The 16,985-nt window shown below is 64.8% G+C and carries 13 protein-coding genes; 8 read left to right on the top strand and 5 right to left on the bottom strand.

Annotation, left to right across the window (positions count from 1 at the left end):
* The first annotated feature begins 158 nt into the window (after window positions 1-158).
* Both IVB18_RS05695 and IVB18_RS05690 read left to right on the top strand, forming a co-directional pair.
* Window positions 159-1,628, top strand: coding sequence for a YcjX family protein (locus IVB18_RS05695; protein ID WP_247988268.1), 1,470 nt, complete (start codon window positions 159-161; stop codon window positions 1,626-1,628).
* A complete protein-coding gene (locus tag IVB18_RS05690) occupies window positions 1,625-2,653 on the top strand; it encodes a TIGR01620 family protein (RefSeq protein WP_247988267.1) in 1,029 nt (342 codons plus the stop codon). The genes IVB18_RS05695 and IVB18_RS05690 overlap by 4 nt, the downstream gene beginning before the upstream one ends.
* A gap of 198 nt (window positions 2,654-2,851) precedes the next feature.
* Here the strand turns inward: IVB18_RS05690 and IVB18_RS05685 are convergent, their stop codons facing one another.
* A complete protein-coding gene (locus IVB18_RS05685) occupies window positions 2,852-4,423 on the bottom strand; it encodes a glycosyltransferase family 39 protein (protein ID WP_247991565.1) in 1,572 nt (523 codons plus the stop codon).
* A 333-nt stretch (window positions 4,424-4,756) separates the two neighbouring features.
* On the opposite strand from IVB18_RS05685, the gene IVB18_RS05680 reads away from it, so the two are divergent.
* From IVB18_RS05680 to IVB18_RS05665, 4 genes are all read left to right on the top strand, one after another.
* The gene (locus IVB18_RS05680) at window positions 4,757-6,493 is read left to right on the top strand and encodes an adenylate/guanylate cyclase domain-containing protein (RefSeq protein WP_247988266.1); all 1,737 of its coding nucleotides are present in this window, start codon (window positions 4,757-4,759) and stop codon (window positions 6,491-6,493) included.
* A gap of 135 nt (window positions 6,494-6,628) precedes the next feature.
* Complete coding sequence (locus IVB18_RS05675) at window positions 6,629-7,828, top strand: molybdopterin-dependent oxidoreductase (protein ID WP_247988265.1); 1,200 nt, start codon at window positions 6,629-6,631, stop codon at window positions 7,826-7,828.
* Window positions 7,829-7,839: 11 nt separating this feature from the next.
* Window positions 7,840-8,142: a cytochrome c gene (locus tag IVB18_RS05670; RefSeq protein WP_247988264.1), complete on the top strand. Its 303-nt coding sequence runs from the start codon at window positions 7,840-7,842 to the stop codon at window positions 8,140-8,142.
* 208 nt (window positions 8,143-8,350) lie between these two features.
* Window positions 8,351-8,551 carry a cold-shock protein gene (locus IVB18_RS05665; RefSeq protein WP_247988263.1) on the top strand — a complete coding sequence of 67 codons (201 nt, stop codon included), beginning with the start codon at window positions 8,351-8,353 and terminating at the stop codon, window positions 8,549-8,551.
* A gap of 173 nt (window positions 8,552-8,724) precedes the next feature.
* Here the strand turns inward: IVB18_RS05665 and IVB18_RS05660 are convergent, their stop codons facing one another.
* Complete coding sequence (locus IVB18_RS05660) at window positions 8,725-9,186, bottom strand: Lrp/AsnC ligand binding domain-containing protein (RefSeq protein WP_247991564.1); 462 nt, start codon at window positions 9,184-9,186, stop codon at window positions 8,725-8,727.
* Between the two features lie 114 nt (window positions 9,187-9,300).
* Here IVB18_RS05660 and putA point away from each other — a divergent pair, with 114 nt between their 5' ends.
* Both putA and IVB18_RS05650 read left to right on the top strand, forming a co-directional pair.
* Entirely contained in the window at window positions 9,301-12,300 is a 3,000-nt protein-coding gene (gene putA, locus IVB18_RS05655; protein ID WP_247988262.1) for a bifunctional proline dehydrogenase/L-glutamate gamma-semialdehyde dehydrogenase PutA, read from the top strand.
* A gap of 301 nt (window positions 12,301-12,601) precedes the next feature.
* A complete protein-coding gene (locus tag IVB18_RS05650; protein ID WP_247988261.1) occupies window positions 12,602-13,807 on the top strand; it encodes a CoA transferase in 1,206 nt (401 codons plus the stop codon).
* Window positions 13,808-13,947: 140 nt separating this feature from the next.
* Here IVB18_RS05650 and IVB18_RS05645 read toward each other — a convergent pair whose 3' ends face one another.
* The 3 genes from IVB18_RS05645 to IVB18_RS05635 all read right to left on the bottom strand — a co-directional run bounded on the left by IVB18_RS05645 (window position 13,948) and on the right by IVB18_RS05635 (window position 16,848).
* On the bottom strand, window positions 13,948-14,112 hold the full coding sequence (locus IVB18_RS05645) for a hypothetical protein (protein WP_247988260.1): 165 nt from the start codon (window positions 14,110-14,112) through the stop codon (window positions 13,948-13,950).
* Window positions 14,113-14,215: 103 nt separating this feature from the next.
* Window positions 14,216-15,766, bottom strand: coding sequence for a hypothetical protein (locus IVB18_RS05640; RefSeq protein ID WP_247988259.1), 1,551 nt, complete (start codon window positions 15,764-15,766; stop codon window positions 14,216-14,218).
* A 92-nt stretch (window positions 15,767-15,858) separates the two neighbouring features.
* On the bottom strand, window positions 15,859-16,848 hold the full coding sequence (locus IVB18_RS05635) for a hypothetical protein (RefSeq protein ID WP_247991563.1): 990 nt from the start codon (window positions 16,846-16,848) through the stop codon (window positions 15,859-15,861).
* Window positions 16,849-16,985 lie beyond the last annotated feature (137 nt).

Raw genomic sequence — 16,985 nt, 5'->3', positions numbered from 1 at the left:
TCCAATATTGGTCTTTGGCGGTTAACGCGAGTTCAATGGTGGCTTCGCCCAGGAACGCGGTGGAAGTATGAAGCTTGATTTTCCTCAGACAGTTGCCACTTTTGTGACTAGTCCATTTTGCCTATTTGACCCGCGCGCCCGAGACCCCTCACGTTCACATGGCATTCAGTTTCCAGGATATGGTCGAGGAGGCGCGCCTGTCGGCCCGAGCGCTGATCGACTATGGCGAGCATCTGTTCAACCCGACGGTGCGGCTCGGCGTCACCGGCCTGTCCCGGGCCGGCAAGACCGTGTTCATCACCGCGCTGATCCATGGGCTGACGCGCGGCGGCCGGTTTCCGGTGTTCGAGGCCTATGCCTCCGGACGGATCGCGCGGGCGCATCTGACGCCGCAGCCTGACGATGCCGTACCGCGCTTCGCCTACGAGAACCATCTGCGCGCATTGATCGAGGAGCGGCGCTGGCCGAACTCGACCGTCGACATCAGCGAGCTGCGCCTCGTCATCGACTACCAGCGCCACAACGGCGCCGACCGCACCCTGACGCTCGACATCGTCGACTATCCCGGTGAATGGCTGCTCGACCTGCCGCTGCTCCAGAAAAGTTTTGAGCAATGGTCGGCGGAAAGCCTCGCGCTGTCGCGCGAGGCGCCGCGCGCGCATCTTGCCGCCGAGTGGCACGCGCATCTGGCAACACTCAAGCCCGAGGCGCGCGAGGACGAGCAGGCAACGCTGACTGCGGCAAAACTCTTCACCGGCTATTTGCGCGCCTGCCGCGATGAGCGTTTTGCCATGAGCCTGTTGCCGCCCGGACGCTTCCTGATGCCCGGCAATCTCGCCGACACGCCGGCTCTCACCTTTGCGCCGCTCGACGTCCCCATTGGCGGGCAGGCGCCCGACGGCTCGCTGTGGGCGATGATGGTGCGCCGCTACGAGGCCTACAAGGATGTCGTGGTGCGGCCGTTCTTCAGGGATCATTTTGCACGGCTCGATCGTCAGATCGTGCTGGCGGACGCGCTGGCGGCATTCAACTCCGGGCCCGAGGCGCTGCACGATCTCGAAGCAGCCCTTGCCGGCATTCTCGACTGCTTCCGCATTGGCCGCAGCACGTTTCTCTCCAACCTGTTCCGGCCGCGCATCGACCGCATCCTGTTTGCGGCGACCAAGGCGGACCATCTGCATCATTCCAGTCACGACCGGCTCGAGGCCGTGCTGCGCCACGCGGTCGGCCGCGCCGTAGAGCGCGCCGAAAATACCGGCGCGGAGATCGACGTGGTTGCACTCGCCGCCGTGCGCGCCACGCGCGAGGCGCAGGTTGCGCATGGCCGCGATAAATTGCCGTCGATCCTGGGCACGCCGGCCGTGGGCGAAAGCACCGGCGGCGAGTTCTTTGACGGCAATACGGAGGTCGCGACCTTTCCGGGCGATCTGCCCGCCGATCCCGGAGCGCTGTTCAACGGCACCGACGCGTTTCGCGGGCTGTCGACGGCCGCCGCCGAGAAGAGCGATTTCCGCTTCCTGCGCTTCCGCCCGCCCAAGCTCGAACGCGAGGGCGCCGACGAGCCCGCGCTACCTCACATTCGCCTCGACCGCGCCTTGCAGTTCCTGATCGGAGACAGATTGCAATGAACGACCGATCCCAGCCGCGGCGGCCGGCAACGTTCCGGCTCGACGATCCCGGCGTCGTCGTCACCGAAGCCGATGAGACCGGCCGGCCCGGCGTCGGCACGATCCTGATCACGCCGGAGCACGATCCATCGACGCTGCCCGTCCCGGTCGAGACGCCGCTTCCTGCGCGGCGGGGCTTTCCCTGGGGCGCGCTGTTCTGGTCCGGCGTCGCCGGGCTGACGCTGCTCGGGGTGGGGCTCGGCGTCATACACCTGATCGAGGACCTGTTTGCGCGCAGCGAGAGCCTCGGCTTTGTCGGACTGGCTCTTGCAGTCGTCACCGCGCTTGCGCTCGCGGTGGTGATCGGGCGCGAGGCGTTTGGTCTCGCGCGTTTGGCGACCATCGAAAAATTGCATCAGCGCGCAGCCGCAGTCCTTGTCAGCGACGATCGCAAGGAGAGCCGCGTCATCGTGCAGGATCTCCTGAAGATCGCGCACCAAAATCCGCAGCTCGCCCGCGCCCGTGCGGCGCTGGAGAGCCACACCGGCGAGATCATCGACGGCGCGGACATGATCCGGCTCGCCGAGCGCGCATTGATGACGCCGCTGGATACCGAGGCTCGACGGCTGGTGTCGGTTGCCGCGCAGCGAGTCTCGATCGTGACCGCTGTTTCGCCACGCGCGCTGATCGACGTGATGTTCGTGTTGGTGGCCTCGCTCCGCCTGATCCGCCAACTCGCGCGTCTGTATGGTGGCCGGCCCGGCGCGCTCGGCATGATCCGCTTGCTCCGCCACGTCATCGCCCATCTCGCCATCACCGGCGGCATGGCCGCGAGCGACAGCCTGGTACAGCAGATGCTCGGCCATGGCATTGCGGCAAAACTCTCGCAGCGCCTCGGCGAAGGCATGCTGAACGGACTGTTGACGGCGCGGCTGGGACTTGCCGCCATCGACGTCACGCGGCCGTTGCCGTTTGCGGCCTTGCCGCCGCCGAAGCTGTCAGATCTTGCGACGGATTTGTTGCGGAGGAAAGAGGGTGAGGAGTAGCGTGCTATTCGCGCCACACGGACGCTGCCCCCTCGCCCCTTGTGGGAGAGGGTGGCTCGCCGCGTAGCGGCGAGACGGGTGAGGGGTCTCTCTCCACGAGCCATTCCTCGCGCCGCATGTTCCGAGAGAACCCCTCATCCGGCGCTTCGCGCCACCTTCTCCCACGAGGGCAGAAGTGAAGAGATCGAGCCTGCCTGACTATCCGAACGTTCGTCTCTCAAACTCCCCCGCCAGCACGCGCCACTGGAACAGCGGCGAGTCCTTCGGCGGTGAGAGCTCCGGAGTCCAGCCGGTCAGCTTCTCCAACGCATAAGTGTCGATCACGAGGCCGCGCCAGCGGCGCTCGACCTGCGCGAGTGGCTCGCGCTTGGCGGGGATGGAATTCCACAGCGACGTGCGATTGTCGGGCTCGCGGCCGACATAGATACCGGGATGTCCTTTGATCCTGTCCATGCCGGGATCGCGAAAATCCTGGAAGCGGCCGCGCTCGTTGATCTCGATCACCGGCACGCGCCCCCTGAACAACCAGCGCATCATGGCGTAGGTGCGGTAGTCCGTGGTCGCGATCCAGGTCGCCCCGGTGTCGTCGAGCGCAGCCTGCGCGCGCGCTGCGACCTGATCGTAGCCAGCCTCGGCGCCGATCGGATCCATCTTGCCGAGAAAATTCCAGGGCGCGACGACGTAATAGAGGAACACGATGACGACGAAAGCGATCCCTGTGACGATCGCCGTGTTGACCCAGAAGGTGCTCGACCGGATCATCCGCGCCGACCAGTTTTCGCGCGGCAGCGTGGCGAGGTTGACCGCGGCCGCGGCGAAGCCGACCGGCCACATGAACATCGGCCAGGTGTCGCCGACCCTGAGCGTCAGCGATTTCGCGAAGAAATAGAGGAATGGCACCAGCACCGCGGTCGACAGCAGGATCGCGACCGGCTCGCGCGTGCGATAGCCGCGCCACACCGTCATCGCCAGCCCGCACAGCACCACCGGGAACATCACGAAGCCGACCAGCCCGAATTGCAGGCCGATATAATCGCCGATGGTGCGGAGCGAGATGCCGTAATTGGCGGTGGCGCGCACGCCCTGAAAGCGGAACGAAGCCCAATCGTGCTGTGCGTTCCAGATCAGGACCGGCGAGAACACGACGATCGCGACCACGACCGCGAGGTAAGGATAGGGGCTGCGCAGCGAGCGCCAGCGCCAGTCCGGCACAAGCAAGAAGGCAGCGACGGCAGGTGCGAACATGATCGCGGTGAATTTCGACAAGAGCGAGAGGCCAGCGAACAGTCCGGCCGCCAGCCACCAGCGGCCGTCGCCGCTCTGCGCAAGCCGCACCAGCGACCACATCATCGCCACCGCAAACGGGATCATGGCGACGTCGGGCGCGACCTTGGCCATCAGCAGGCCGTAGTAGAGCGCGGCCTCCGGCATCAGCACCGTAAGCATAACCGCGCGCGCGTCATGGGTGAGGCGGCGGACCATGTCGGCGAGCAGGAGCTGCGTCACCAGCATCGCGACGATGCCGCCGAAGCGAACGCCGAACGTGGTGTCGCCGAAGATCGCAGTGCCGAAGCGGATGAACCAGGCGATGCCAGGAGGATGATCGAGGAAGCTCAGCGCCGCCTCCTTCGACCAGGTCCAGTAATAGGCCTCGTCGGTACGCAGCTCGATCGTAGAGGCGTAAACGATGCGCAGCACCGTCATCGCGGCAATGATCAGTGCGGCCATGACGAGGTGCCGGTGCGCGGCGCCGTTGGGCTTCACGGTCATGTCGGGAGCAATCGTCACGGGCGCGCTTTTCCCCGACTTGGGAGGGGGAGTCAATAATGAGCGGAGCGGCGCCTCTTCCTCCGCTGTCGTCCCGGGCAAGCGAAGCGCAGACCCGGGACCCAACCCCAGGAAGAAGTTATGGCGCGGGATCGCGGTTACGAATCTTCGCCAAACTACTCTCTGGGTCCCGGATCGGCACTCACTTCGTTCGCTTGTCCGGGACGACAGTGGAGTACGCCTCCACTTGCCGCGTATGTGATCCTGGAAGCCGGCCGCCGCGGGAATTAAACTCTCCGCTGGCTGTTCTCCTTCATGAACTGATACAACCGAATCATGGCCGCCACCATTTCATCACGATCGTCCGAACTTTTCCGCGGCATCGGCGCACGACAGGTGCGGCTGGTCTGCGGCGTCATCCTGTTCGCCTATGTGGTCAGCCATTTCCTCAACCATGCGCTCGGCAACATCTCGGTCGATGCAATGGAGGCCGGCGTCTACTATCACACGACGTTCTGGCAGTTCCTGCCGGTCGCGATCATGTTCTACACGGCGGCACTGACTCATATGGGGCTCGGCGTGTACGCGCTCTATCAGCGCCGGCAGTTCCGCTGGAAGACGGTGGAGCCGCTGCAACTCGTGCTGGGATTGAGCATCCCTGCCCTCGTCATGGCGCATGTGATCGGTGTGCGGCTCGGCCAGACCTTGTATGGACACGAAAAGCTCTACCCGCAGGAGCTCTATCTGTTCTTCGTCGCATCGCCCGGCCGGCTCTGGCAGATGACGATCCTGCTCGTGATCGCCTGGGTGCACGGCTGCATCGGAATCTATTTCTGGCTCCGCCTGAAGCCGTTCTTCACGCGGGCCGCGCCTTATCTGCTCGCGGCCGCCGTGCTGATCCCAACGCTGGCGCTGCTCGGCATCTATCAGGGCGGACGCAGCGTTGCCGCCGATAGCGACGATGGGGAGTGGCGCACGCACAATCTCACCCGGCGCCAGCTCGGCTCGGTCGCGGAGGCCAACACGCTCGACCGTATCACCGGCGGCCTTACCGGCGGCTATGTCGGCCTGCTCGGGCTGGCGCTGCTCGCGCGCGGCGTACGGGCCTATCGCGAGCGACGCGGCGGCATGATCGCGCTGTCCTACGGCAACGGCAAGACGGTGCGCGTCCCCAAGGGCCTCTCCGTGCTGGAAGCAAGCCTGCGCCACAATTTGCCGCACGCCAGCGTCTGCGGCGGGCGCGCCCGCTGCTCGACCTGCCGCATCCGCATCATCGGCGACCATGCCGTTTTGCCCGAGCCGTCGCAGCGCGAGGCTTTCGTCCTCACGCGCGTCGGTACCGCCGATCCGTCGATCCGCCTTGCCTGCCAGTTGCGGCCGACCTCCGACCTGTCGTTCTTCCAGCTCTTCATGCCGCAAACATTGTCGGCGAACCTGCACGCCTCGACGCCGGCGAGGATCGGCCAGGAGCGCTATCTCGTCAGCCTATTCGTGGACATGCGCGGCTCGACGCAGCTCGCCGAGAAACGGCTGCCGTTCGACACGGTCTTCATCGTCAATCGTTTCCTCGGCGCGGTCTCGCAGGCCGTGATCGAGAATGGCGGCCAGCCGAACCAGTTCGTCGGCGACGGCATGCTGGCGCTGTTCGGGCTCACGGCCGATTCCCAGACCGCCTGCCGGCAGGCGCTGAAGGCCGCCGCGGGCATCGCCGTGCATATCGACGAGTTGAATCAATTGCTGAGCCACGATTTGCGCCAGCCGATCCGCTTCGGCATCGGCATCCACGGCGGCGAGGTCATCATCGGCGACATCGGCTATCGCGATCACATCGTCTTCACTGCGCTGGGCGACGCCGTCAACGTGGCCGCGCGCCTCCAGGACATGACCAAGACGCTCGCCTGCGAGGCGATCGTCTCCGAAGAGGTCCGCCGCGGCGCCGGCCTGCGCGACGATGCCTTGCCGCAGCAGGAAGTCGCGATCCGCGGCCGTGACGAGCCCATGGTCGTGCGCGTCGTCGCGGATACCCGGCAATTGTCGGCGCTCGTCGACGGCAGCGAGCGCGTCGCGGCGTAACACCGCGTTGTTGCAGCGCAGCGGCATGGGCCTGCTGCGAAAGCACGAATTGACTTCGCTCCGTTCGACGCGACAGATGAGCGTGGGTCTGCGGTGATGACCGCGACTCAACGAAAAGCTCCGGGAGGAGACCAAATGTTTGACAGACGCGACCTGCTCAAAGGAGCGGGACTTGCTGCTATCGCGGCCACACTGAACTCAACCAAGGCGCTGGCCGTGGACACCGTCACCCTGCCCTTCGTCAATGGCGAACGGCCGCTGGTGAAATATCCGCAGAAGCGGCCGTTGATCGGTCTGACCAGCCGGCCGCCGCAGCTCGAGACGCCGTTTGCGGTGTTCAACGACGGACCGATCACGCCCAACAATGCGTTCTTCGTCCGCTATCACCTGTCGGACCTGCCCTACAGTCTCGATCCCGACAAGTTCACGCTCGAGGTCAAGGGCAAGGTCGACAAGCCGCTCAAGCTGTCGCTGAAGGACATCAGGAAAATGAAGGCGACGGAGATCGTCGCCGTCAACCAATGCTCCGGCAACAGCCGCGGCTTCTTCGAGCCGCGCGTCGCCGGCGGCCAGCTCGCCAACGGCGCGATGGGCAATGCGCGCTGGCGCGGCGTGCCGCTGAAGACCGTGCTCGAAATGGCGGGCGTGCAGGCCGGTGCCAAGCAGGTCACCTTCAACGGCATGGACGGCCCGGTCAGCGACAAGACGCCTGATTTCGTCAAGGCGCTCGACCTCGATCACGCCGCCGACGGCGAGGTGATGCTGGCCTATGGCATGAACGGCGAGGACCTGCCGTTCCTCAACGGCTTCCCGCTGCGCCTGATCGTGCCCGGTTATTACGGCACCTACTGGGTCAAGCACCTCAACGAGATCACCGTCATCGACAGCGTGTATGACGGCTTCTGGATGAAGTCGGCCTATCGCATTCCGGACACGCCGAACAATGCGGTCGAGCCCGGCACCGCGCCGAAGGCGACCATCCCGATCAACCGCTTCACCATCCGCTCCTTCATCACCAGCGTCCCCGACGGGTCGAAGCTGAAGGCCGGAGGCACAACGCTGCGCGGCATCGCCTTCGACGGCGGCAAGGGCATCAAGGAGGTCGCTGTGTCCACCGACGGCGGCAAGACCTGGACCAGCGCGAAGCTCGGCAAGGATCTTGGCAAATACTCATTCCGCGAATGGAAGCTGCCGGTGAAGCTCGCAGCCGGTGCCTACGAGCTCAAGGTGCGCGCCACCAGCAATGGCGGCGAAACGCAGCCGGATACGCCGCGCTGGAACCCGGCGGGTTATTTGCGCAACATCGTCGAAACCGTCCGCGTGACGGTGGCCTGAGGAGGATGATCATGCAACGGACCGCTCTCCTCGCCATCGTGCTCGCCGCCGGCTTCGGCTCTGTGACCGCGGCGCCCGTCAACTACCAGCTTCCGGACGAGGTCGCCGCATTCAAGCCGGGGCCTAATCTCGAGGTCGTGCAGGGCAATTGCAGCGCCTGCCATTCGGCCGACTACATCAACACGCAGCCGCCGATGAAGAACAGGAAGGAGTTCTGGCAAGCCGAGGTGACCAAGATGATCAAGGTCTACGGCGCGCCGATCGATGATGCCGACGTCGGCAAGATCGTCGACTATCTGGCCGCGACTTATTAACAAGTCGCTGCGCGCGTTCGTGCCGATTGACCGCGAAACGGGCAAATCCGGCAAGAACGCCGCGAAGTTGAGCTGTTTTCCGCGGAATGCCGATATGGTTTGAGCTACCAAGCCTGCCACATTCCGCGTATCCTGTTAGGACCGAACCGGCCGGTTGGCGGGGACTGGCGGTTCGAGATCTCGGAGGAAGACCCGCGGAGAAGTCGTGATGGCTAAAGGTACGGTCAAGTGGTTCAATCCGACGAAGGGTTATGGATTTATCCAGCCCGCGTCGGGAGGCAAGGATGTGTTCGTGCATATCTCGGCAGTGCAGAAAGCCGGACTGTCGTCCCTGAACGAAGGACAGTCGGTGGAATATGAAGAGATCGCAAACCGGGGCAAGACGTCCGCAGAGAACCTCAAGCTTTAAGCCCGCCGGCGTTTAGCTGCCTCCCGGATCTGGTCCGGGAGTTGGGCCAAGAAAATTTCAGATGACGGCCAGTGCATTCGACGACAGGCGTTGCGTTTGCGCACGGATAGCTATTTTTGCCCGCGAAGGCCGCTCGTTCAACGCCTCAGCAATGACAATCGCGACGGCACTTCTCAGCCCACCGGCAACGGTGCGTCGCGCTTGATCTCCTCCATCACCGCGTAGGTTCGCGTCTCGCGCACGCCCGGCATCGACAGCAAGCTCTCGCCGAGGAAACGCCGATACGCGGTCATGTCTGCCAGCCGCGCCTTCACAAGATAGTCGAAGCCGCCGGCAACCATGTGACACTCCAACACTTCAGGGGCGAGTTTCACGGCGCGCGCGAAGCGTTCGAAATTGTCCGGCGTGGTCTTGTCGAGCAGCACCTCGACGAACACCAGAAGTCCGAGGCCGAGCCGGTGCGGATTGAGCCTCGCGCCATAACCTTCGACAAAGCCCTCACGCTGCAACCGCTTCAGTCGCTCGCCGATCGAGGTCGGCGACAGCCCGATGCGCTCGGCGAGCTCGACATTGGAGATTCGCCCATCCTCTTGCAGGATCGAGAGGATTTTCCGGTCTATTCGATCTAATTCCATAATAACCAAGGCATATTCCGAGTTTATCTTCATTTTCTAAGGCTAACTCGCTAATTTGTCTATCGAACAACGGCGCAGCGGGAATTATCTTGAGGGCGAGCAATAGGACACGCCATGTCGAACATCCCGCCTTCTTTCACCGCCCCTTACGCGCCCGATGATGCCGAGATCGCCGCTCGCCTTCTGCCCGCTGCACATCTGAGCCCACCACAGGAGGCGCGGATCGACCGCACCGCGACGCGGCTGATCGAGGCGATCCGCAAGCGCGACGACCGCCTTGGCGGGGTCGAGGACATGCTGCGGGAGTTCGCGCTCTCCACCAAGGAAGGGCTGGCGCTGATGGTATTGGCCGAGGCGCTGCTGCGCGTGCCCGACGCGCGGACCGCCGACCAGTTCATCGAGGACAAGCTCGGCGAAGGCGATTTCATCCATCACGAGACCAAGTCCACGGCTTTCCTCGTCAACGCCTCGGCCTGGGCGCTCGGCCTGTCGGCGCGGGTGATCCAGCCCGGCGAGACGCCCGACGGCACCATCGGCCGGCTGGTGAAGCGGTTAGGGGCGCCAGCAGTGCGCACGGCCACGCGCCAGGCAATGCGGCTGATGGGCAATCATTTCGTGCTCGGCGAGACCATCGGACAGGCGCTGGAGCGGGGCCGGCCGCGCTCCGGCCTGAAGCCGCGCTACTCCTTCGACATGCTCGGCGAGGGCGCGCGCACGGCCGCGGACGCGAGGCGCTATTTCGACGCCTATGCCAGCGCAATCGAAACCATTGGCAAGGCGGCTGGCAGCCATCCCCTGCCCGACCGCCCCGGCATCTCCGTCAAACTCTCGGCGTTGCATCCGCGCTTCGAGGCCATCAGCCACGAGCGTGTGATGCGCGAACTGGTGCCGCAACTGCTCGATCTTGCCCAGCGCGCCAAGGCCTATGACCTGAACTTCACCGTCGATGCCGAGGAGGCCGACCGGCTGGAGCTGTCGCTCGACGTCATCGCGGCAACACTCGCCGATCCTTCGCTTGCGGGCTGGGACGGATTTGGGCTCGCGATCCAAGCCTATCAGAAGCGCGCCAGCGCGGTGATCGACCATGTCGATGCGCTGGCCCGTGCCCACGATCGCAAGCTGATGGTGCGGCTGGTCAAGGGCGCCTATTGGGACACCGAGATCAAGCGCGCGCAGGAACGCGGGCTGGACGGCTATCCCGTGTTCACGCGCAAGGCGATGACGGATCTCAACTACGTCGCCTGCGCCTCGAAGCTTCTTGCCTTGCGGCCGCGCATCTTCCCGCAATTCGCCACCCACAATGCGCTGACGGTGGCGACCGTGCTGGAGCTTGCCGGCGAGAGCGGCGGTTTCGAGTTTCAGCGTCTGCATGGCATGGGCGAAGCGCTCTACGAGCAGCTTGCGAAGGATCACCCCGAGATCGCCTACCGCACCTATGCGCCGGTCGGCAGTCATCGCGACCTGCTCGCCTATCTGGTGCGGCGGCTGCTCGAGAACGGCGCCAATTCGTCCTTCGTGGCGCAGGCTGCAGATTACCGCGTGCCGGTTTCGGCGCTGCTGAAGCGCCCGGCCGATCTGATCGTGCGGCCTGATCAGGCGCATCACGCGAAAATTCCGCTGCCATGCGATCTCTTTGCCCCGGAGCGGCGCAATTCAGGTGGCATTGAGTTCGGCGAGCGTGCCGCGCTCGACCGTCTGCTGACCCACGTCAACGCCGAGACGCCTGATCTCAAGCCGGTTGCCAACGCAACGCCCGATCAGGCCAACGCGGCGGTCGCAGCAGCACGCGCGGGCTTTGCAGCCTGGAGCCGGACGCCGGCAGCCACACGCGCCGCGGCGCTGGAGCAGGCCGCGCATCTGTTGGAGAGCCGCAGCGCCCATTTCATCGCGCTGTTGCAGCACGAGGGCGGCAAGACGCTCGACGATGCGCTGTCGGAGTTGCGTGAGGCCGCCGACTTCTGCCGCTACTATGCCGCGCAGGGCCGAAAACTATTCGGCAACGAGGCGGCGATGCCAGGTCCGACCGGCGAAAGCAACGCACTCGCCATGCGCGGCCGCGGTGTGTTCGTGGCGATCTCGCCCTGGAATTTTCCGCTCGCGATCTTCCTCGGCCAGGTCACGGCGGCGCTGATGGCCGGCAATAGCGTGGTGGCAAAGCCAGCCGAACAGACCCCGGGCATCGCGCGCGAAGCCGTGCGGCTGCTGCACGAGGCCGGCATTCCCGCAAGCGTGTTGCATTTGGTCATCGGCGACGGACGCATCGGCGCGGCGCTGACGGCGCATCCCCACGTCGCCGGGGTCGTCTTCACCGGCTCGACCGAGGTCGCCCGCGCGATCAACCGGACGCTTGCCGCCAAGGACGGGCCGATCGTGCCGCTGATCGCGGAGACCGGCGGCATCAATGCCATGATCGCGGATGCAACCGCACTGCCCGAACAGGTCGCCGACGACGTCGTGACATCGGCGTTTCGCTCTGCCGGCCAGCGCTGCTCGGCGCTGCGTCTGCTGTTCGTGCAGGAGGACGTCGCCGACCGCATGATCGAGATGATCGCGGGCGCGGCGCGCGAATTGAGGATGGGCGATCCCACCAACGTCGCAACTCATGTCGGGCCGGTGATCGACCAGGAGGCCAAGCAGCGGCTGGACGCACATGTCGCGCGAATGAAGCTAGAAGCGCGGCTGCACTTTGCCGGCACGGCGCCGGAGGGCTGCTTCGTCGCGCCGCATATTTTCGAGCTTAGGGATGCCGGCCAGCTCACCGAGGAAGTGTTCGGCCCGGTCCTGCATGTCGTGCGCTATCCGGCCGAGAACCTCGAAAGCGTGCTGCAAGCGATCGAGCGCACCGGCTACGGGCTCACGCTCGGCGTCCACTCCCGCATCGACGACACGGTCGAGGCAATCATCGACCAGGTCCAGGTCGGCAACATCTACGTCAACCGCAACATGATCGGCGCCGTGGTCGGCGTGCAGCCGTTCGGCGGCAACGGCCTGTCCGGAACCGGTCCGAAGGCCGGCGGCCCGCACTATCTCGCACGCTTTGCCACTGAACAGACCGTGACGATCAATACCGCGGCGGCCGGTGGCAACGCTGCGCTGCTCGCAGGCGAGGAGTAGGTGCAATTATTGTGAAGCCTCAACAGAGCCAATCTAAGACCGTCATCCTGAGGTGCTCGTCCTGCGCGGCAAGCGTAGGACGAGCCTCGAAGGGCGACGGCCCGGCCGCATCCCGGCCGTTCATCCTTCGAGGCTCCGCATGGGGCGCGATGCGCCCCACGCTTCGCACCTCAGGATGACGGATCAGAGCACTGCGCTCGACGCCGTTGCATCCCGCCAGAACATCGGTCTAATGCTCCCATGATGTGGCCGCGCCAATTCCAGCCGGCGGAAACAACAAGCATGAGGGAGCAACGCCACGATGGAAAAAGACATTTTTGCAGGGCTCAAGGTTCTGGACTGTGCGAGCTTCATCGCTGCGCCCGCTGCCGCGACCGTGCTGTCGGATTTCGGCGCTGACGTCATCAAGATCGAGCCGCCCGGCGCCGGTGACCCCTATCGCAATCTGCCGAACCTGCCGGGCTATCCAACCGGCGAGCACAATTTCGCCTGGCTGCTCGAAGCCCGCAACAAGAAGAGTCTCGCGCTCGACCTCTCCAAGCCGGAGGCGCAGGCGGTGCTCTACAAGCTTGTGGAAGAGTCCGACGTCTTCATCACCAACATGCCGCCGCCGGTGCGCGCCAAGCTCGGCATCACCTATGATCACCTCGCCCATCTCAACGACCGGCTGATCTACGCCTCCTTCACCGGCTATGGCGAGAAGGGCGAGGAGGCTAACAAGCCCGGCTTCGACAGCAACGCCTATTGGGCGCGCTCCGGCCTGATGGACCTCGTCCGCGCCGACACTGACACGACGCCAGCCCGCTCGGTCGCCGGCATGGGCGACCATCCCTGCGCCATGGCGTTGTACAGCGCGATCGTCACGGCGCTCTATCAGCGCGAGAGGACCGGCAAGGGCTCCCATGTCGCCTCCAATTTGATGGCGAACGGCGTGTGGGCGGCGAGCGTGCTGGCGCAGGCCAAGCTCTGCGGCGCCAAGTTCGGCGAGCGGCGGCCGCGCGAGCGCGCGCTCAATGCGGTGGCCAACCACTATCAATGCAAGGACGGCCGCTGGCTGATCCTGTCGCTTCTCAACGAGGAGCGGCAATGGCCGACGCTCGCCCGGTGCCTCGGGCGGGAGGACCTGATCGCCGATGCGCGTTTCGCCACCAAGGCCGACCGCCACGCCCGCTCGGTCGAGCTGATCAAGGTTTTGGACGAAACCTTCGCCACCAGGGATCTCTCCGAATGGCGGAAAATCCTCGACGGCAACGGGCTGGTGTTCGGCGTCGTCGGCATCCTGGACGACATCCCGAACGACAAGCAGATGCTCGACAACGAGGTACTGGTGCCGTTCGAGAACGACACCATGCTCACCATCAGCAGCCCGATCTGGGTCGACGGCGCCAAGAAGGTGCAGCCGCGCAAGCCGCCCGGCGTCGGCGAGCACAGTGACGAGATTTTGCGCAAGGCGGGATACGACGAAGCCGCGATCAAGCAGTTGCGGTCGTCGGGGGCGGTCGGTTAGGCAGCACGCCGGCGCAACATTCACCGCTGTCGTCCCGGCGAAGGCCAGGACCGATAGCCCCAGGAAGATGTTTGGCGAAGACTTGTCGTTTGGTGCTCCCACCAACCGCCGTCGATAGATTCCGCGGTATGGGTCCCGGCCTATCGCACCGCCAGCCAGCCGAGCGTGAACAGAATCCCGCCGATGATGACCACCACCGCGACCGCCCAAGAGCTGACGCGAATGCTGCCGGTGACCTGCTTTGCTTCCTCATTCCGCGCGATCTCGCGATTGCGCTCCTTGTTGGCCTCGCTGGCGTCCGTCATGGGTCGTCCAAATCGCTTTTGCGGGCTTTGTCTTGCGCATGAACTTATCGGAAAACCGCGACGCACTTTGCGCGAACGCAGCCCTTCGGGTCCAGATCATGCTCTAACGCGTCTCGATGAAGCACATGCCGATGCGGCTCGATGCCGAAGCAGCCTGACAGCTGAGACCTTTAGCACACCTCCATGACGTAAAACTCCTGTCGGCGGCTCCCGATCCCGCGTTTGGCAAATAACAATGCGCGCCCCAACCGTCCTCGTATTCGGTCCCGGCCAACTCACGGCTGCCGCGAGTCTGTGGCCGGCTGGCAAATCCACGTGAGAAATCAGGGGGTTTGTCCTCGGCAAACGCAGTCAGAATGTCGCGACGTCGGGTCTGGTCGCCGAAGAAATGCGGCGAGGCCGGCACGATGGTGGAATTCGACGGCTTGTCCACCAGCCAATCGACGCCCGGGAAATGAAAGCCGCCGATGCCGCGGGTCTGGTGGCAGCCCGAGCAGGTGACGTCATTGAGGCGGCGCTGGAAGCCTGCGACTGAGCGAAGGTTCTGCATGTCGATGCCGCGCGCGGCCGCCTGCGTTAGCGCACCGACCACGTCGTTATCGGTGAAGACGGGATCGGCCTCGTTCTTGTCTTTGCTCTCGCCGTGCATCATCCCGAACTCCGGCTGCAAGTCCGATGCATCGAAGCCGGCCGGCGTCGGCGCGATTGCGGCTTTGGCCAGAAACTTCTCCGGGATCAACACCGTGCCGCGATCGAACTCACGGAGATTTTCCGGCGCAAGCAGCCAGGCCTTGAAGTCGCGCCGGAGATCGTCGTCGACGAGTATCCTGTCGCGATCGATCTGGTTCTCCAGCGTCGATTCCTCGAACTGCTTCGTGGCGGCATTGTACTTGAACACCTTCAAGAGATAGTCGGAGCGGAAATCGTGCAGCGCCGATTTCGGCGCGATCGAGATCTGGATGTTGGTCTCGATGCGATCGAGCATGGCATCGTAGGGATAGAGGGAACTACCGATCAGCCCTTGCCAATCGCCGTTGTCGAGCCAGCGTCGCGCGACCTCGGCGCAGGTGATCGGCTTGCCGCTGCGATCGGTCTGGCGCGCATCCCTCGCCTTCATCACAAGATTGAGCGTCATCGGCAGGCGCACCGCGGTCTTGGCGCCAGCCGGCGCGGCGTCGAAACGCGTCAGTCGGTAGATCAGCCGGATCTCGCCGCAGGAGTCTTCGGACACATAGGCCCGGTCCATGCGGTTGACGATGCCGGCCAGCACGAAGCGCGTGTCGCGGGATCTCAGGACGGCCCGATCGAACAACTGGACGTCAAAGCCTTCGCCGACGCCGATGGTCTCGTTCGGCGAGGCCGCCTTGTATCGCCCGATGTAGCGATCGAACTCCGCATCGATCGCAGGCGGAATGGGTGCGAGCTGCGGCAGCCATGCGAACAGCAGTTCGGTTGTGAGCGGGACATCCGCGTTCCGCTCCGGCCACAACAGACGTGAGATCGTGAGCACGTCGTGCTGATCGAGCTTGCGCAGAAGATCGGCATCGGTGATCGCGGTGCCGCGCGCGAGCGGCGCGTTCTCTGCTGCCATTGACGACACGGCGCCGCCGAACAACACGACGACAGCAACGAAAATTCGCAACGCGCGGCTCATGTCTCCACTAACACCGCGTGGGGACGCCTATTCAAGCAAAAAGGCGCTTCACATCGCGGTGAAGCGCCTCTTTGAAAGTCGGATATTGGGGCTTAGCGCGCGACGATCAAGCCCTTGCTGGTGACGACCACCCAGCGGCCATCCTGGCGGCGGATCGCATCGACGCGGCCGATCCCGGGGATGGGATCGCCGGCATAGACTTCGTAGAGGCCTCCCCGGCCTTCGATGAGCGCGCCGCCATTGGAGACGTCGCGCAATACCCAGCCTTCGACCGTCGGAAGCCGGCCGACCTCGGTCTTGGGCGCGGCGAGCGCGGGCGCCGCAGCGGCCGTGGCGACCTGGGTCGGCGCGATCGAGCCGGTGACCTCCTTTGCGGGCACTGCGGCTGCGGCCTGCGCGGGCGCGGCCGGCGGCGTGGCGCGGAGCTTGTCGACGGTCTCGGACAGCTTTGCGATCCTGGCCATCGGCTCGGCCTGTGCCTTCTCGAGCTTGTCGAGACGGTCATTGGTCCGATTGGATTGGCCGAGGCCGGTCTTGGAGGTGTGCTCGACGTTCGCCTTCAGCGCGACAACATCGGCGTCGATTCGGGCAACCGAAGATTCCAGCGCGCTGGTGTCGGCGACCTGAGCCGGCGCCGGGTTGGCAGCGAAATGCATCACGCTCACGGTCGCGAGCGCGCCGCTGATGGCGCCGACGCAGGCCGCGAGGACCACGACCGCGGCCATCGCGGACAGGCGCCGCTTGCCGCCGGCCTCACGCGTCTCGTCCGCCTTCACATGCGGGGCGAAATCCTCGCGGTCCCAGGACCGCTCCGCGGGCGCCATCACGATGAGCTTGCCCGGCTTCGGCTCGGCCTTGGCTTCGGGCTCCGGCTCGGCGCTGAACTTCGGCACCTCGATCCTTGAAGCCTCGATCTTTGGTGGCTCAACCTTGGGGGCGTCCGGTTTGGGTGGCGCCTCGTGGTCGGGGGCGATCGAAGGGGCCTCCACGCTGGCCGCGGCCTCGACGGCCTGCGGCGCGGTAGCGGCGGCTTCGACGGCGCCAGTGCGCTCGCCAGCGTCTTGGGCGGCCTGCTCGGGCATTGGTTCGCTCACGGCTCAAATACTCCAGTCTAGATTGACCTTTTGGTAACTTTCATTGCTTGCGAAATCCTTACCTTCGGACCGCTTACCGAAATTTTAGGAACTCGTCCGAGGCCGAATTTGGCCCGGAAAGTGGA

It is taken from the genome of Bradyrhizobium sp. 186, from assembly GCF_023101685.1.
Classification (GTDB): Bacteria; Pseudomonadota; Alphaproteobacteria; order Rhizobiales; family Xanthobacteraceae; genus Bradyrhizobium.
Note: the sequence above shows the minus strand (reverse complement) of the source record. Positions and strands in the feature narration are given on the sequence as shown.

Coding starts and splice junctions, on each gene's coding strand:
- putA (WP_247988262.1), top strand. CDS start 9,301: ATGTCGAACATCCCGCCTTCTTTCACCGCCCCTTACGCGCCCGATGAT.
- IVB18_RS05685 (WP_247991565.1), bottom strand. CDS start 4,423: ATGACCGTGAAGCCCAACGGCGCCGCGCACCGGCACCTCGTCATGGCC.
- IVB18_RS05635 (WP_247991563.1), bottom strand. CDS start 16,848: ATGCCCGAGCAGGCCGCCCAAGACGCTGGCGAGCGCACTGGCGCCGTC.
- IVB18_RS05660 (WP_247991564.1), bottom strand. CDS start 9,186: ATGGAATTAGATCGAATAGACCGGAAAATCCTCTCGATCCTGCAAGAG.
- IVB18_RS05675 (WP_247988265.1), top strand. CDS start 6,629: ATGTTTGACAGACGCGACCTGCTCAAAGGAGCGGGACTTGCTGCTATC.
- IVB18_RS05670 (WP_247988264.1), top strand. CDS start 7,840: ATGCAACGGACCGCTCTCCTCGCCATCGTGCTCGCCGCCGGCTTCGGC.
- IVB18_RS05640 (WP_247988259.1), bottom strand. CDS start 15,766: ATGAGCCGCGCGTTGCGAATTTTCGTTGCTGTCGTCGTGTTGTTCGGC.
- IVB18_RS05645 (WP_247988260.1), bottom strand. CDS start 14,112: ATGACGGACGCCAGCGAGGCCAACAAGGAGCGCAATCGCGAGATCGCG.
- IVB18_RS05695 (WP_247988268.1), top strand. CDS start 159: ATGGCATTCAGTTTCCAGGATATGGTCGAGGAGGCGCGCCTGTCGGCC.
- IVB18_RS05690 (WP_247988267.1), top strand. CDS start 1,625: ATGAACGACCGATCCCAGCCGCGGCGGCCGGCAACGTTCCGGCTCGAC.
- IVB18_RS05650 (WP_247988261.1), top strand. CDS start 12,602: ATGGAAAAAGACATTTTTGCAGGGCTCAAGGTTCTGGACTGTGCGAGC.
- IVB18_RS05665 (WP_247988263.1), top strand. CDS start 8,351: ATGGCTAAAGGTACGGTCAAGTGGTTCAATCCGACGAAGGGTTATGGA.
- IVB18_RS05680 (WP_247988266.1), top strand. CDS start 4,757: ATGGCCGCCACCATTTCATCACGATCGTCCGAACTTTTCCGCGGCATC.